Here is a 15,070-nt window from a genome sequence, read left to right as displayed (position 1 = left end):
GACTCGAACCTGCAACCTAGTGGTTAACAGCCACCCGCTCTGCCGGTTGAGCTACCAGGGAACGAAAAGACGGCAGACGAAAACTATAATCCCGCCCCCCTCGCAGCGTCAAGAGGGTTAGGGGGCGCCTCGCCAACCTTCCACTCGCGGTCCTTGGGTCCGGTCGGAAGCCCCAGTTCGAGCCAGGCGTCGAAGCCGCCGTGGAGGACGCTCACCCGGTCGATCCCCCGCTTGATCAGGATCCGCGCCAGACTGGCGCTGGTGGCTTCCCCCGGTCAGGTACAGTAGAAGACGAGGTCCCGGTCCGCCGGCAGGTGATGGGCAAACCGGTGGAAGGTCGCCGGCCGCAAACGATACGACCCCTCGATCATCCGTTCGGACCGCTCGTAATCGTCGTCCCGCCGAAGGTCCAGCACGAGAGGCGGTTCCGGCTCCGACTGCCTCCGGTACAGCTCATCCGCCCCGATCCGGGGGGCTCTGTAATGCCGGATCAGGTAGTACCGGTACGCGATCCTCCACACCATGTAGGCGGCCAGGCCGCCCACCAGGATCCATCCCATCCCTTCGTGGAGCGCCTTGCCATGCTCGGCGATCTCCTTCCCGAAGATCCGTCCGAGCCCCGCCCCGATCGAGGCCCAGAGCAGCGATCCGATCAGGTCGGCGGCGAGAAAACGGTGCGGCGGGACGGAGGCCACCCCCGCCAGCGGGGGCATGATCGTGTTCACACCAGGGAGGAATTTCGCAAACAGGATCGTGGCGGTCTTCCGGCGGTGGAACTGGTCCACGGCACTCTCCACGCAAACATCCGGGTTGAACGACATCCGGCAAAGGGTCACGAGGATCCCCCGCCCCCGCCATTTTCCTACGACGTACCAGATCATGTCCGCTCCCAGCGCCCCCGCCACCGCCCCTGCCACGACCAGAGGGAACGACACAATCCCCGATACCGAGAAGGCTCCCCCGAGCATAAGGAACGGAAAAGCGGGGAACGGAAGGCCGATATTCTCCAGGAAGCTGACGAGGAAGATCGCCGCACCGCCGTACCGGGCAATCATCGCCGGAAACCAGTCCAACGGGCGGCTCCTTTCCTAAAAAAACCTATTAAAGTAGATGAGCGGCGCCTCCGCCGGGATGCGCCCCGGAAAGAGTCCTATCGGGGGAGGCCTTGCGACTTGCGGTACGTGATCCAGCCCGATGCGGCAAGGAGAAGGATCCCCAGAACGAAGGGTGGAAGGGAAAACCCGGAAGGGATTCCTCTCCCGTACCCGATCTTAACCCACTCGAAGATGTAGGTCCCGATGACCGCCAGGGAGCCGGCCGCGCCGGTCGCCCACCCCCATAAGCCGGGAGCGAAGGGGGCCTCCTCGGGAGCCCGGAGGAAAAAAACGGAGGAGCCGATCATCCCGGCGCAAAGGAGAAGCACCGACCAGACGGGGCCCACCCAGGGAAGCGGGATCAGGAACAGGATGTCCCAATCGGTCACGCCGGCGGGCCAGCCGATCGCTGCGTAAAGCCACAGGTAGTAGAAGATGTCCCAGACGGCGAACGCAAGGAGGAACGCGCCGAGCCGCCTCGCCCCTCCGCGGACGGCAAGGGAAGCCGCGCACAGCAGCATGACCAAGGTGGCTCCCTCCCGGGCGACCTCCACCGCCAGCAGCGCAGGCGGCAGGTCCCTCATCGGGAAGAGTGGGCCGCCGCCGATCAGCGCGCGGAGGTAAATGACGACCGCCGCCTCGACGAAAGCCATCGCGGCGGCGAAGACGACCAGGAAGGCGATTTTCTCTCTCATCTCCCCATCCTCGCCCTCCCGCATGCTCGCAGCAGACCTGTTGAAAAATTATCACACGGGGGGTGTCCCTTTATTCCATTTTCCCAAGGGCTTCGTTCAGCGCCTTGAGCAGCCCCTCGATATCGACGCCGTCCCGTTTCGCCGTCGTCTCGATCGGCGCCCCGCCGCCGCAGCAGGAGTCCACCTTGTAATCGTTGAACACCTTGATCGTCTGCGGGTGCTTCTTGATGACGTCGTTGATGACCATGTTGCGGGTGATGGTTTCCATTACCGATTCCTCCCTGGATGCGTTAGCGCCCGGCTTTACGGCCTGGGCGCGATGACGGCCAGCAGGACGGTTTTTTCCACCGCCTTGAGGCCGTGTGGTTCGTTCGGTTCCGTGACGACGAAAGCCCCGGCCTGGGCCGCCTGCTCGCCATTTCCGGTGATAAAAGCGCCTTTCCCCTGCACCATGTGGAGCACGACGCGGGAAGGCGCCGTGTGGGGCGGGATCTCCTGCCCCGGCAGGAGTCCGAAGACGACGACGCGCATCGCGTCGGAGTCGTACAGAAGCTTGGACACGGGCCTGTCGGGCGAAAAGTCCGCCTCTTTCCGAGCGTCAAACATGGGATACCCCCTTCCTTTCTTATCCGGGCGCCGTCACCGGATCGTGAGCCAGAGGTTGACGACTCCGAGAACGATGCCGAAAAACTGTGCAACGCTTCCAGCCCAAAGCAGGATCGCGGCAGCCGGCACGATGAAGCCGATGGCCATCCCCGCCGTGGCGGACGCCGCGATCCAGAAGTGTGCCGAGGCCCACGCCTCGCTGCGCAGCGGCTTTCCCGCGAAGCGCGGGAGGATGTGATACGCGATCCCGAAGATGATCATGATGACGAAGCCGGCGAGGTTGAGGTGCGTGTGCGCCAGCCTCCACTGCGCCCCGGACGCCTTGTACAGGAGATCCCGGGTGGCCGGCACGACCAGCAGGGTTCCCAGCAGCGTTCCCAGGATGAAATAGGCCATCCCGACCTTGAGAAAGCGGATTGTCGTCGGACTCATAGACTCTCCTCCCCGCCCGCGGCGATCACCACCAGCGCCACAGGGATATGATCAGCAGGACGCAAAAAACCAGGCCCAGGTTTAGGTAAGCCATGAAGTAGAAACCCCTCACGTGAAAGGGCTTCTTGCTTGCCTCCCCCGTTTCCAGGAGACGGCCGACGAAAGGCAGCGATGCGATCTTGTCTTCTCCGTGGGGCGCCAGCTTCAGTGCGTCGGACAGATCGAACCCTGCCTGGTGCTTGCCGACGTGACTCCCCTTCTTCCACAACCCGCTGCCTGTGGCGTCGTAGATCCTGCCCTGGAAGGCGAAATAGGCGGGCCTCCCTTCCCTCCCGTCGAACAGGGAGATCTCGTCCGCGGTCATGTCCTTTTTCCGCTGGTCGACGGTCTGCTGCCTCCTCTTCAGGCGGGGGCCGATGACGAAGGTCACGAGGACGGCCGTTGTCACCATGACAAGGTAGAGGGCGATCTTGGCCGTGAGGAGAACTCCGAACCTCGTATGGAAGAGAGCCTCCAGGGAGGAAATCCGGAAGGCCGTGAGGATGACCCCCGTGACAGCCATGAGAACGATCGAGATCCAGCCGACCAGCAGCTCTCCCCGGGGGAGTCCCTTCGCGGCGTACGCCGGCTTCAGGAGTAAGTGCACATAAAGGATCGTCCCGAACCACAGGACCCCCGTGACGAGGTGGACCAGGCCGGCGAAGAACCTGACCATCCGCAAACCGCCCCCCCTTTGCGCGGATCCGCCGGCAGAGCGCATCTCCTTCCGGAACGCCACCCCCTCCGCGGTCAGATCTCCCCCGCCCGCCGGGTTCAAGTGGCAGGCGATGCACGGTTTTCCGGTTCGCACGGCGTATTCCTCCGTGCCGGATCCCCGGACCGGAAACAGCAGGGCCGGGAGGAGGACGGCCAGCGCCGCAAGGAGAGCTTTCCCTCTCCGCACCGGCCTCCTGCGGGTCACCTCGTGCGGTCGAGGAGCGAAGAGCCGAAGAGGAGCCAAAAGTAATCCTGCCGATTCCGGATGTAGAGCTTTCCGCCGCCGGCCATGTTCTCGCCGGCCAGCTGCCCCTGCCGGATGGCGCTGCGCCAGCCGAAGTTGATCCGGACCTCGCCGGTCTTCTCGTCAACCAGCTCCGCACAGTCTCCCGCCGCATAAATGTACGGTGCACTGGTCCGCAGTCGGTCGTCCACGACAACCCCGGTTCCAACCTTCACCCCGCTTCCTTTCAGGAAAGCCACCGCAGGGAGCCGCTCTGTGGCCGCCACGATCATCGAGCAGCGGATCTCCTGCCCGCTCAGGTCCCGGATCTCGAATGCGCCATCGTCGATCTCGCGGATGGAGGCGATATCGTCCCCCTCCTGGATACGGACCCCCCGGCTGCGGACCTGGTCGAGGACGCTCGCCTCGAACTCTCCCGAGATCGGGTAGCCGAACCGGGGGAGAGCCGGCTTGATCCACACCACCTTCCTTCCCAGTCGCGCCAGAGCCCGGCACGTCTCGATCCCCACATACCCCGGCCCGTACACGACGATGGGGCCGGGCCCTGCCGCACGCTCCCGGATCCTCTTCGTATCGCTCAAGGAATCGAACGGAATGACCGCCTCCGGGTGCCGGTCGAGCGGGGTCGGCAGCACCGGTTTCCCTCCCGTGGCAACGAGCAGGAAGTCGTACGCCTCCTCGGTCCCGTCATCGAAGAACACCTTTCTCCCGTCCGCGTCCACCTTTCGGGCGCGCTTTCCCTTGCGGACCTCGATTCCGTTCAAGGCAAGATCCTCCGCCTGCGGGTCGGACAGGGCGGCGAGCGTGATGTCTCCGGCGATGAAGTCGGGCAGGAGGGGCCTCAGATACGGGACGTCGGGATCCTCCGTTGCGATGACGATTTCCGCGTCCTTCTCCGCCTTGCGGATAGCTTTGGCGGCGGCGATTCCGGCCGGGCCGCTTCCCAGGATCAGGTAGCGCATGGGATACCTCCGGGGATCGAGTTCGAATTCCGTGGCCGCCCCCATCGAACGGAGAAGCGGCCGTCTACCGGATCGACCGCGGGGGGGCGCGCCCCCCCGCACCGTTAACGTTTATTGTTTATGCTCCGCCGCCGCCCCCGGTTTCAGGCGAGCATCATGCGTTCCCTCTTCCCCTCCGTGCGTGACAGGCGTGCTCGCATCGAGATAGAGGCGCTCCACGAAGTGCAGGTACGGCACGTAGGCCTGCACGTAGGCGCGCCCCGCCTCCACGCTCTCTCCCGCGTGCGCTTTTTTCTCCTTCGCTTCCGTGTAGTATTTGTGGATTCCCTCATGGATCTTCTCGTTGATCAGCTTGAGCAATGGCCTCGGGTCACCCGTTTCCAGCGCCTTGTCGGCGGCGGGGATCGCCGGACCCATGTCAAGCCCTGAGGGTTTTAACCCGGTGTAGGGTGCCCCCTCTCCCTCCCGATGGACCCGGACAAGAGTCTCGAAGAAGTACCTGTCGGCCAGTTCCTTCTCTTTCTCCCCCTTCCCCCGGACCGCCATCGCCAGGTCGAACGCCTTCCGGATCTCCGCCTCCTTGTCCGCCGCCACCCACGGCAGGATGATCTTCACGTCCCCCTTGGCCAGGGCCTGCCGGGCGAGGTTTATGACGGGGCCGTCCAGCGTATCGCAATGCGCCAGGCCGTTCCCCGCGGTGGATAACGTCAGGAGGATGACCGCCACGGCAACGCTTCTGATTCCAGCCCACCCTTTCATTTTCCCCTCCCTCTTGCGCTTCCGAGAGCCGTTGTTTTCGGTTTCCATGTCGCCAGTTTCACACAGGGCCAGGTTTTTTTACATTGATACACATCAATATCATCATCTGGCCATCGAAAGAATCGAGCCGCCGGTTTTTTTCACGCGAGGGTCTTGCGGAACCGGCGCGTGGTGAAAAAGAGCGTCACCAGCCCCATGGCAAGGAGCGCAGCCACCTGGGGCCAGAGCGTATCCGCACCCGCGCCTTTCAGGAAGACTCCCCGCAGGATGACCAGAAAATACCGCAAGGGGTTGGCGTAGGTGAGCACCTGCACGGCCGTCGGCATGTTCGCGATGGGGAACATGAAGCCGGACAGAAGCACGCAAGGGAAGTAAAAGAAGAAGACGCTCATCATCGCCTGCTGCTGCGTACGGCTGACCGTGGAAATGAAGAGCCCGATCCCCAGCGTGGTCATCAGGTAGAAGGTCGTCGCCACGAGCAGCAGGAGCAGGCTTCCCCGGATCGGCACGTCGAACCAGAACACCCCGATCGCGGCGATGAGCAGCACGTCGGCATATCCGACCAAGGCGAAGGGGAGCGTCTTGCCGAGGGTAAATTCCAGGGGGGTGATCGGCGACACGAGGATCTGCTCGATGGTGCCGATCTCCTTCTCCCGCACCACCGCCATGCTGGTCAGCATCAGCGTGATAAGCATCACGATGAGCGCGATCACTCCCGGAACGTAGAAGTTGCGGCTTTCCAGGTTCTCGTTGAACCAGGCGCGGGAGACGAGAGCGACTCCGCCCGGTGGGGGAAGGGCCCCACGGAGGCGGGCCATGCGGGCCAGGAGGATCCGATCGGAGAATTTTCCGGCGATCCGCCCCGCGTAGTCGAGCGCGATCCGGGCGGTGTTGGAATCCGTCCCGTCGGCGATCACCTGGAGACTGGCCGTCCGGCCCGCCCGCAGGTCCCCCTCGAAACCATGGTCGATCCGCAGGATCGCCCCGACCGTTCCCCGGTCGAGCAGCTCCTGGGCCGCCGCGGTGTCCCGCGTTTCCGCCACGAACCGGAAGGTGCCGGAGGCGGAAAAGCCCGACAGCAGCTCCCGCGAGGAAACGCTCCGATCGAAGTCCATCACCGCCGTGGGGACGTTGCGCACGTCCGTGGAGACGGCGTAGCCGAAGACCAGGACCTGGACCATCGGCATCAGGAAGACCATCCGGCGCATCTTCGGGTCCCGAAAGAGCTGGAGGAATTCCTTGACGAGCATGCGGCGCAGGCGCTCTGGCATCCGAAGCGTTCCTCCCTCACCCGAGTTTCTTGCGGAGCTTCCGGTTCGCAAGAAGTACGATCGTCACCCCGAACACCGTCAGCGCCACCGCCTCCCCCCAGAGCACGGAAAACCCGACCCCTTTGAGATAAACCCCTTTGAGGATGGATACCAGGTAGCGGGAGGGGATGGCATAGGTCACCACCTGGATCGCTTTCGGCATGTTCCCGATCGCATAGACGAACCCCGACAGCAGGAAGGACGGAAGAAAGGTGAGGATCATCGCCATCTGGGTCGCCAGCAGCTGCGATTTCGTGACGATGCTGATCACCATCCCCAGGGAGAGCGACCCGGCAAGGAAAACGGCCGCCATCCCGAACAGGATCGCCGGATTCCCCCTCAATGGCACACGGAACAGGAACTCCCCCATCCCTACCGCGATGGCGACGTCGAGCATCCCAAGGGCAAAATACGGGAGAAGCTTGCCCAGGATGAGCTCGCGGGGGGTGACGGGAGTGGAGATGAGCTGCTCCATCGTCCCCTGCTCCCACTCCCGGGCCACGGTCAGCGACGTGAGCAGGGCCGCGATCACCATCATGATGACGGCGATCAGGCCCGGAATGATGTAGTTCTTCGACTCCAGGTCGGCGTTGAACCAGACCCGTGGGCGCATTTCGAGCGGGTCGCGCAGAAGTCCTTGTGCGGCAACCCCCGCCGCCCGCACCGCGATGTCCCGGGAGGTACCGCGGACTGCGGCCTCGGCGTATCCCAAGGCGATCGTGGCGGTGTTCGAGTCCGACCCGTCGAGGAGAAACTGAACGGGAGATTCGCGCCCCGCCGCCAGGCGGGCGGTGAACTCCCGGGGGACGACCAGCGCCGCCAGCACGCTCCCCTCCTCGATCGCGCCCTCGATGTCCCGGTATCCGCCAGCGCGCAGGCGGACGTCGAAGTACCGGGATCCCTCGAACCGGCTGACCAGCTCCCGGCTTTCCGGCGAGCCGCTCTGGTCCCAGACCGCGATCGGAACGCGGTCGACGTCCAGCGTCAGGGCGGTTCCGAAGAGAAGCAGCATCAGCATCGGGATGGCGATCGCCATGCCGAGGCTGCGCGGGTCCCGGCGGATGTGGAGAAACTCCTTGCGCGCCACGGCTCGCACCCGCCGGAGGTTCACCGCCGCACCTCTTCAAAGGGCTTCTCTCGCCGGTCCTTCTCCTCCACCACGGAGACGAAGACGTCCTCCAGCGACGGGGCGATCCGCTCGGCCCGCATGACGGGAACTCCCTTGGCCCCGAGCGCCTCCCGGAGCAGCGGGACCGCCTCCACCGCCCGCGCCACGACCGCGTGGATCCCGGTGCCGAACAGGGCGGCACTCCGCAGGCCCGGAAGACCTTCCAGGAACGCGATGGCGTCCTGGGGCCGCTCGCAGCGGATCTCCACCACCTCTTCCTTCATCAGCCGGGTCTTGAGTTCCTCCGGGGTCCCCAGCGCCGCCAGCTCGCCCCGGTAAATGAGCCCCAGCCGGTCGCAGTTCTCCGCCTCGTCCATGTAGTGCGTCGTCACGAAGACCGTGACTCCTTTCCCGGACAGGTCGTAGATCAGGTCCCAAAAGCTGCGGCGGCTTATCGGGTCCACCCCCGAGGTGGGCTCGTCGAGAAACAGGATGGGGGGCTCGTGGAGGATGGCGCACCCCAGCGCAAGGCGCTGCTTCCAGCCGCCGGCAAGGAACGCCGTCTTCGTCCCCCGGTGATCCGACAGCCCCGCCATTTCGATGACCCACTCCTTGCGGTCGCGCTTCTTCTCCGCCGGAATCCGGTAGATCCCCCCGTAGAAATCGATGTTCTCCTCGACCGTGAGGTCCTCGTAGAGGGAGAAGCGCTGGGACATGTAGCCGATGTGCTGCTTGATCTTTTCCGGTTCCGTCCGCAGGTCGTAACCGGCCACCGTCCCCTCGCCCGACGTGGGGGAAAGGAGCCCGCACAGCATCCGGATGGTGGTTGATTTCCCCGCCCCGTTGGGTCCCAGGAAGCCGAAGACCTCCCCTTTGCGGATGTCGAAGGTAACCCGGTTGACCGCGATGAAATCCCCGAAGCGCTTTTCGAGGCTCCGCACCGTGACCGACAGCTCCCGGTCCGCCGGGATCACGGGCTCGCGTCCTGCCCGGACGAGAGCACCGAGACAAAGACGTCCTCGAGCGCGGGCTCGACCGGTTGTACCGGGGAAAAGGGGATGCCGGCGCTCGCAAGCGCCCTCTCGATCTCGCGCACGGCGAATCCGGAATTCCGCGCCCCCACGTGGATGCGATCCCCGAACAGCCCCACGGACGCGCCGGCGATCTCCTTTCGGAGAATCGCCACCGCCCGCCGCGGCTCCGCGCACCGCACTTCCAGGATCGCCCCCGGGAAGAGGGCCTTCACTTCTTCCGGCGCCCCCACGGCCAGAAGCTTCCCCCGATGGAGGAGGGCCAGCCGCTGAAACCGTTCCGCCTCGTCCAGGTACGCTGTGGAGACGAAGATCGTGACCTTCTCCCTCAGGAGGCGGTACAGAATTCGCCAGAACTCCCGGCGGGAGACGGGATCGACGCCGTTGGTCGGCTCGTCGAGGAAAAGGACGCGGGGAGTGTGGACGAGCGCGCAGGCAAGCCCGAGCTTCTGCTTCATCCCTCCGGAGAGGTTCCCCGCCAGCCGGCTCCGGAAGGGGCCAAGGTTGCTGAAGGAGAGCAGATCCTCGAACCTGCCCTCCCGCCCGCGCCGGGGAACCCCGTACAGGTCGGCGTACAAGAGGAGGTTCTCCAGAACGGAGAGGTCGGGGTACAGCCCGAACCGCTGGCTCATGTACCCGATCTCCTTGTGGATCTCTCCGGCCTCCGTGCGGACCGACCGGCCCGTCACCCACGCCTCTCCCCCCGAGGGATCGAGGATGGCGGTGAGCAGGCGCATTACGGTGGTCTTGCCGGCCCCGTCCGGGCCGACCAGCCCGAACAGCTCTCCCTCCGCAACCGACAGCGAGAGGGAGTCCACCGCGACCGTGTCACCGAAACGGCGGCTCAGGTCCTTCGTGCGGATGGCTTCCAAAACAATCGCCTCTTACCGGAACCTGACGACCCCGTCCGCCGGCATTCCCGGCTTGAGTTCCATCGATGGGTTGGCGATGGCTACCTTGATGCGGTAGACCAGCTTGACACGCTCCTTGCGGGTCTGGACGCTTTTCGGCGTAAACTCCGCCTGCGGGGCGATGAACGAGATGCGGCCGGCGTATGTCTTTCCGAGGAAGGTGTCGGTGGTCACGTCGACCGGCTGTCCCACCTTGACCCGGCCCAGCTCCGTCTCCTCGATGTAGGCGCGCAGCCAGACATCCGCAAGATCCCCTACCGTCACGACGGGGGTCCCGGCGGCGACGTAATCCCCCGGCTCCGCGTTTTTGGAAAGGACCACACCCGCAAGGGGGGAAGCGACCGTTGCGTAGGAAAGACGGGTACGGGCAAGCTCCAAGGCCTCCTTCGCCTGCCGAACCCGGGCGCGGGCCTGGTCGATCTGCTCCCGCCTCGCCCCTTCCTCTACGAGCAGGAGGCTTTCCCTCGCTTCTTTCCTCCTCTCCTCGGCGATCTCAAAGGCAGCCTGTGCCCTCTCGAGTTCCTGGCGGGAGATCACGTCCCTGGCATGAAGGGCCTTTGCGCGAATGAACTCCCGGGAGAGCCGATCCGCTTCGGCCTGCGCCGCCGCCAACGCCGCCCTGGCCCTGGCGATCTCCTGGGGGCGCGACCCGGCAGACAACTCCTTCAGGGCCGCCGCCACCGCCTGGTGCTCGGCTTCCCGGAGGCCCACCTCGTTTTCCAGGTCGGCGCTGTCCAGCCGGGCAATGAACTGCCCCGCGGAGACGGACATCCCTTCGTCCACCGCCCGCTGCATCACCCGGCCCGGGATCTTGAAGCTCACGTCCACGTCGGTCACCTCGATGTTCCCGGAGACCTGCAGGACTCCGTCTTCCTTCCCCACGCGGAGGAAGAACCATGCCGCGGCGACCGCCGCGACCGCGAGGCCGACCGCCAGGATCACCAACGCTTTTTTCCGGTTCATCTTTCCCTCCGGATGGAAACCCTGGTTCACAGGGCGCCGCCTCAAGCGGGCAATTCGAAATCCCCCCGGGCGATCCTTGCCGCCATGTCGCCGTGGTCGGCCTGGGTGGGCGGAGGGGACACGACGTGGAGGATCACCATGTCGGTCTTCGCCTTCACCCCCCGCTTCGTCTTGCGGGGGACAACGACCAGATCGCCCTCCTTGACGCGCCGGCGCTCCTCCCCCGCCACGACCTCGCCCTCGCCGGAAAGGATGTAAATGACGACGTGGACGTCGGGGGTGTGGACGGGGATGAACTGGCCGGCCCGGAAAGCCGCCTGGACGACCTTCATCTCCGGGCATTCGTACAGCGGCCTGGCGGCGAAGCGGCTGGGATCGAACTCGACGTTTTCCTTCGGACGGGCAAACACGGGAGCGCTCATGATGGGTCCTCCTTCGGAGTCCGTTTTCAGAGCCACTTCTTCCTGCGGAAGTATTGCAGCATCACCGCCGCAATCACGGCCATGATCAGCAGGACGGTCGGGTAGCCGTACCGCCAGCCCAGTTCCGGCATGTTGTAGGGGGAGACCTGCGGGTTGAAGTTCATCCCGTACACCCCGACGAGGAAGGTCAGGGGGATGAAGATCGTCGCAATCACGGTGAGCACCTTCATGATCTCGTTCATCCGGTTCGACATCGAGGACATATATTCCTCGACCAGTCCGGCGGCCATTTCGCGGAACGTCTCCACCATGTCCATCAGCTGGACCAAGTGGTCGTAGCAGTCCCGGAGGTACGGCCGCGTCGCGGCCAGGATCAGGGGGGACTCCTCCCGGAGCAGCTCGTTCATCGCGTCGCGGGCGGGCCACACGGCGCGGCGGACATCGAGCAGCCGCTGCTTCGCCTGGCGGATCTCGTGGAATGCCTCGGGGGAGGGGGAGGCGATCACCCTCTCCTCGAGCTCCTCGACCTCGTCGCCGAGCTTCTCCAACGTCGGGAAAAAGGCGTCGATCACGGCGTCGCAGAGGACGTACGCCAGGAAATCGGCGCCCAAGGCCCGGATCTGTCCCTTCGCCTGGCGCAGGCGCTCACGGACGGGGTCGAAAGCATCGCCCGGACGCTCCTGAAAGGACACCACCACCCGGTCTCCGAGGAAGAGGCTCACCTGCTCCGGGGGCTCCGGATAGCGGACCTCCCGCAGGATAATCAGGAGGTGCCCCTCGTACCGCTCGACCTTGGGGCGCTGGGGGACGTTCAGGACGTCTTCCAGGGCAAGAGGGTGGAAGCCGAACCGCTCTCCAACCGCACGGACGACGCCCGGATCGGACAGCCCGCAGATGTTCAGCCACAAGACCCCGCCTGCGGGGACGGAAAGCGAGGCGATCTCCTCCGGACGCAGGGTGCGCTCCTCGAGGCCGGCGGCATCGTACCGGGAGAGGGCGACCCTGACGGGCTCCCGGTCGGCCTCGACGTGGACCGCAAGCGTCCCCGGAGGAGTTCCTGGAGAGTGCCACCGTTTTCTCCGCTTCCGCGCCATCGGTCGCCTCCTTGTGCTTTTTCTTTCCTTCTCTTATATCAGACGGCAAAAATCCGGGAAACAGGTCCAACCCGCAGGTCCAACCCGTAATGTCCAACCCGTAATTGCGGCCGTTATCGGGAGCATGAAATAATATAACCATTCGACAGGAAGGGGTCTTCCGGATGAAGGCTCGTCCGCACGACGTGCTCGGCGCATCTCTTTGCCTGTTCGCCCTCCTGGGGCTGCTCGTCTACAGCTGCGCCGTGAACCCGGTGACGGGGAGATCCGAATTCGCCCTCGTCTCCTTCTCCGAAGAGGAGGAGGTGGCGCTCGGGGCGAAGGCCTACACCCCAGCGGTCCAGCAGCAGGGCGGGTTCTACCGAGACCGCGCGCTGGAGGAGTACATCCAGTCGATCGGGATGCGGATCGCCCGCGTGTCCCACCGTCCGAATCTCGCCTACCGGTACCGGGTCCTGAACTCCTCGGTCCCCAACGCATTTGCCCTTCCCGGCGGTTTCATCGTGATCAACCGCGGCCTGCTCGTGCACCTCAAAAGCGAGGCCGAAGTGGCGGCGGTTATGGGACACGAAACGGGGCATGTTACGGCCAAGCACTCCCTGGCCGGCTACCAGCGGTCGGTTGCGGCCAACCTGCTGCTCACGGGGGTCTCGGTCGCCGCGGGGGGGAGGGCCGGCGTGATGCAGCTCTCGGCCGTCACCACTTCCCTGATCGAGAACGGCTTTTCGAGGGACCAGGAGCGCGAGGCGGACTGGATCGGGATCGATTACATGGTCAAGGCGGGGTACAACCCCGAAGGAGCGATCAAGCTCCAGGAATACTTCTATGAACAGCTCGAGGGAAAGAAAAACCCCGACTTCGTCCAGGGGCTCTTCCGGACGCACCCGTTTTCCAAGGAACGGCTGGAAAACGCCCGCGCCCTGATCGCGCAACGGTACCCCGACACGGTGCGCAATCCGAACTATACGTTCAACGAGACGATCTTCACAGAGAAAACCGCCCGCCTGCGGGAGGTCCAGAAGGCGTACGACATCGCCGACAAAGGGGACAGGCTGTTCCAGGAGAAGCGATACGAGGAGGCGCTGGCTCAATACCGGCAGGCGATCCTTCAGGAGCCCGGGCAGGCGCCTTTCCACTCTTCCGCAGGGCGAGTGCACTTGATCCGAAAGGACTACTCCGCGGCGGAGGGTTCCCTGGGCAAGGCCAAACAGTTGGACGACGAATTCTTCGAGCCGCACTTCCTCATGGGCGTTCTGCGCTACCAGGAAAGGAACTACCGGGGAGCGATCCCGGAGCTGTCGCGCAGCATGGACCTTCTTCCGACCAAGCAGGCGGCGGCCTACCTGTCGAAATCGTACGAGGCGATCGGCGACCGGCAGAACGCGAAGAAATACGCCGAAATGGCGCAATAAACCTCCATTGCCGGGAATTCCATGTCCCGCGGGAAGCGCATCGTTTATAATAAAAAGATTGCTCGACAGAGGCAGACGCACAACGATTTTCCGCGGAGAAAGGACCCTGCGTGGCCAAGGAAGAATTCATCCCGAAATGGATCGCCTGGGAGGTCACCGGGCGCTGCAACCTGAACTGCATCCACTGCCGGGCCTCCTCCTCGATGGTCTCCCACGACACCGACTTCACGACGGAAGAGGCGAAACAGCTGATCGACGACATCACCTCCTTCTGCAGCCCCGTGCTCGTCCTCTCCGGCGGGGAGCCGCTGTTGCGAAAGGACCTCTTCGAGATCGCGAAGTACGGGACCGGGAAGGGTCTGCGGATGTGCATCGCGACCAACGGGACGCTCGTCACCGACGAGGTCTGCGCGCAGATGAAGGAGAGCGGGATCAAGATCGTGTCGCTGTCGTTGGACGGGTCGACCGCCGCGATCCACGACGACTTCCGGAAGCAGCCGGGCGCGTTCGAGGGGACGCTGCGGGCGGCGGAGACGTTCCGTCGCAACGGGATCCAGTTCATTGTCAACTCCTCGTTCGCCAAGCGGAACCAGCGCGACATTCCCAACGTCTACCGGCTGGCGAAGGAAATCGGCGCACACGCCTGGTATATGTTCATGATCGTGCCCACGGGCCGCGGCAAGGAGATCCTGGACGAGTTGATCAGCAAGGAGGACTACGAGGAGATCCTCGAGTGGCACTACCGGATGGAGAAGCAGGAGGCCGACATGCTGGTCCGGCCCACCTGCGCCCCGCATTACTACAGGGTCGTTCTGCAGAAGGCCAAGGAGGAGGGGCACAAGTTCCAGCGACGGTCGCTCACCTTTTCGACGGGCGGGGGCAAGGGGTGCATCTGCGCGCAGACGATCGCCTTCATCGACTCGAAAGGGAACGTCCAGCCCTGCTCCTACTTCCCCGTGGTCGCGGGGAACGTCAAGAAGCAGTCGTTCAAGGAGATCTGGTACCATTCCGAGTTGTTCGAGTCGCTACGCGCCTTCGAAAAGTATAAAGGTCGGTGCGGGGAGTGCGAGTACCTGAATGTCTGCGGCGGCTGCCGCGCCCGGGCGGACGCGGTACTTGAAGACTACCTCGAGGAGGAGCCGTTCTGCTCCTATGTCCCGCTGAAGACCCGAAAGCGGCTCGCGCAGGCGGTCGAGACGGGAAAGCGGACAGCGGAGAACCAGTAAGTCCGCAAAAAATCCCGGAACCGGAGCGTTCGAAAAACTTTCTAA

General features: G+C 64.5%; 17 protein-coding genes. 2 read left to right on the top strand and 15 right to left on the bottom strand.

Features of this window, described 5'->3' with window-relative positions; genetic code table 11:
- Positions 1-275: 275 nt before the first annotated feature.
- From A2Z13_10945 to A2Z13_10875, 15 genes are all read right to left on the bottom strand, one after another.
- Positions 276-1,073: a hypothetical protein gene (locus tag A2Z13_10945; protein ID OGP78335.1), complete on the bottom strand. Its 798-nt coding sequence runs from the start codon at positions 1,071-1,073 to the stop codon at positions 276-278.
- A 77-nt stretch (positions 1,074-1,150) separates the two neighbouring features.
- Positions 1,151-1,789, bottom strand: coding sequence for a hypothetical protein (locus tag A2Z13_10940; GenBank protein ID OGP78334.1), 639 nt, complete (start codon positions 1,787-1,789; stop codon positions 1,151-1,153).
- A 70-nt stretch (positions 1,790-1,859) separates the two neighbouring features.
- Positions 1,860-2,057: a hypothetical protein gene (locus tag A2Z13_10935; protein OGP78333.1), complete on the bottom strand. Its 198-nt coding sequence runs from the start codon at positions 2,055-2,057 to the stop codon at positions 1,860-1,862.
- Between the two features lie 35 nt (positions 2,058-2,092).
- Positions 2,093-2,395 carry a hypothetical protein gene (locus A2Z13_10930; GenBank protein ID OGP78332.1) on the bottom strand — a complete coding sequence of 101 codons (303 nt, stop codon included), beginning with the start codon at positions 2,393-2,395 and terminating at the stop codon, positions 2,093-2,095.
- Between the two features lie 33 nt (positions 2,396-2,428).
- Positions 2,429-2,827 (bottom strand): hypothetical protein, encoded by a 399-nt coding sequence (locus tag A2Z13_10925; GenBank protein ID OGP78331.1) that lies wholly within the window; start codon positions 2,825-2,827, stop codon positions 2,429-2,431.
- Positions 2,828-2,852: 25 nt separating this feature from the next.
- Positions 2,853-3,770: a cytochrome B5 gene (locus A2Z13_10920; GenBank protein ID OGP78330.1), complete on the bottom strand. Its 918-nt coding sequence runs from the start codon at positions 3,768-3,770 to the stop codon at positions 2,853-2,855.
- A 14-nt stretch (positions 3,771-3,784) separates the two neighbouring features.
- Positions 3,785-4,789, bottom strand: coding sequence for a hypothetical protein (locus A2Z13_10915; GenBank protein OGP78329.1), 1,005 nt, complete (start codon positions 4,787-4,789; stop codon positions 3,785-3,787).
- A gap of 111 nt (positions 4,790-4,900) precedes the next feature.
- Positions 4,901-5,548: a hypothetical protein gene (locus tag A2Z13_10910; protein ID OGP78341.1), complete on the bottom strand. Its 648-nt coding sequence runs from the start codon at positions 5,546-5,548 to the stop codon at positions 4,901-4,903.
- Between the two features lie 140 nt (positions 5,549-5,688).
- Entirely contained in the window at positions 5,689-6,819 is a 1,131-nt protein-coding gene (locus A2Z13_10905; protein ID OGP78328.1) for an ABC transporter permease, read from the bottom strand.
- A 16-nt stretch (positions 6,820-6,835) separates the two neighbouring features.
- Positions 6,836-7,969, bottom strand: a complete 1,134-nt coding sequence (locus A2Z13_10900; protein OGP78327.1) for a hypothetical protein — start codon at positions 7,967-7,969, stop codon at positions 6,836-6,838.
- The gene (locus tag A2Z13_10895; protein OGP78340.1) at positions 7,966-8,937 is read right to left on the bottom strand and encodes a multidrug ABC transporter ATP-binding protein; all 972 of its coding nucleotides are present in this window, start codon (positions 8,935-8,937) and stop codon (positions 7,966-7,968) included. Before A2Z13_10895 ends, A2Z13_10900 begins: the two co-directional genes overlap by 4 nt.
- Entirely contained in the window at positions 8,937-9,869 is a 933-nt protein-coding gene (locus tag A2Z13_10890) for a multidrug ABC transporter ATP-binding protein (protein OGP78326.1), read from the bottom strand. Before A2Z13_10890 ends, A2Z13_10895 begins: the two co-directional genes overlap by 1 nt.
- 12 nt (positions 9,870-9,881) lie before the next feature.
- Positions 9,882-10,871, bottom strand: a complete 990-nt coding sequence (locus A2Z13_10885; protein OGP78339.1) for a hemolysin secretion protein D — start codon at positions 10,869-10,871, stop codon at positions 9,882-9,884.
- A 41-nt stretch (positions 10,872-10,912) separates the two neighbouring features.
- Positions 10,913-11,293, bottom strand: coding sequence for a hypothetical protein (locus A2Z13_10880; protein OGP78338.1), 381 nt, complete (start codon positions 11,291-11,293; stop codon positions 10,913-10,915).
- Positions 11,294-11,319: 26 nt separating this feature from the next.
- Positions 11,320-12,387, bottom strand: a complete 1,068-nt coding sequence (locus A2Z13_10875) for a magnesium and cobalt transport protein CorA (GenBank protein OGP78325.1) — start codon at positions 12,385-12,387, stop codon at positions 11,320-11,322.
- Positions 12,388-12,551: 164 nt separating this feature from the next.
- On the opposite strand from A2Z13_10875, the gene A2Z13_10870 reads away from it, so the two are divergent.
- Together A2Z13_10870 and A2Z13_10865 are read left to right on the top strand one after the other, a co-directional pair.
- Positions 12,552-13,799, top strand: a complete 1,248-nt coding sequence (locus A2Z13_10870) for a hypothetical protein (GenBank protein ID OGP78324.1) — start codon at positions 12,552-12,554, stop codon at positions 13,797-13,799.
- A gap of 110 nt (positions 13,800-13,909) precedes the next feature.
- Positions 13,910-15,025, top strand: coding sequence for a radical SAM/SPASM domain-containing protein (locus A2Z13_10865; protein OGP78323.1), 1,116 nt, complete (start codon positions 13,910-13,912; stop codon positions 15,023-15,025).
- Positions 15,026-15,070: the final 45 nt, after the last annotated feature.

This window comes from Deltaproteobacteria bacterium RBG_16_64_85 (assembly GCA_001798885.1).
Classification (GTDB): domain Bacteria; phylum Desulfobacterota; class Deferrimicrobia; order Deferrimicrobiales; family Deferrimicrobiaceae; genus FEB-35.
This window is presented reverse-complemented; position numbering and strand designations above follow the sequence as displayed.

Excerpts from the sequence above, each read along its gene's own strand:
- A2Z13_10905 (OGP78328.1), bottom strand. The coding sequence starts at position 6,819 with ATGCCAGAGCGCCTGCGCCGCATGCTCGTCAAGGAATTCCTCCAGCTC.
- A2Z13_10870 (OGP78324.1), top strand. The coding sequence starts at position 12,552 with ATGAAGGCTCGTCCGCACGACGTGCTCGGCGCATCTCTTTGCCTGTTC.
- A2Z13_10930 (OGP78332.1), bottom strand. The coding sequence starts at position 2,395 with ATGTTTGACGCTCGGAAAGAGGCGGACTTTTCGCCCGACAGGCCCGTG.
- A2Z13_10915 (OGP78329.1), bottom strand. The coding sequence starts at position 4,789 with ATGCGCTACCTGATCCTGGGAAGCGGCCCGGCCGGAATCGCCGCCGCC.
- A2Z13_10880 (OGP78338.1), bottom strand. The coding sequence starts at position 11,293 with ATGAGCGCTCCCGTGTTTGCCCGTCCGAAGGAAAACGTCGAGTTCGAT.
- A2Z13_10925 (OGP78331.1), bottom strand. The coding sequence starts at position 2,827 with ATGAGTCCGACGACAATCCGCTTTCTCAAGGTCGGGATGGCCTATTTC.
- A2Z13_10875 (OGP78325.1), bottom strand. The coding sequence starts at position 12,387 with ATGGCGCGGAAGCGGAGAAAACGGTGGCACTCTCCAGGAACTCCTCCG.
- A2Z13_10885 (OGP78339.1), bottom strand. The coding sequence starts at position 10,871 with ATGAACCGGAAAAAAGCGTTGGTGATCCTGGCGGTCGGCCTCGCGGTC.
- A2Z13_10910 (OGP78341.1), bottom strand. The coding sequence starts at position 5,548 with ATGAAAGGGTGGGCTGGAATCAGAAGCGTTGCCGTGGCGGTCATCCTC.
- A2Z13_10935 (OGP78333.1), bottom strand. The coding sequence starts at position 2,057 with ATGGAAACCATCACCCGCAACATGGTCATCAACGACGTCATCAAGAAG.
- A2Z13_10940 (OGP78334.1), bottom strand. The coding sequence starts at position 1,789 with ATGAGAGAGAAAATCGCCTTCCTGGTCGTCTTCGCCGCCGCGATGGCT.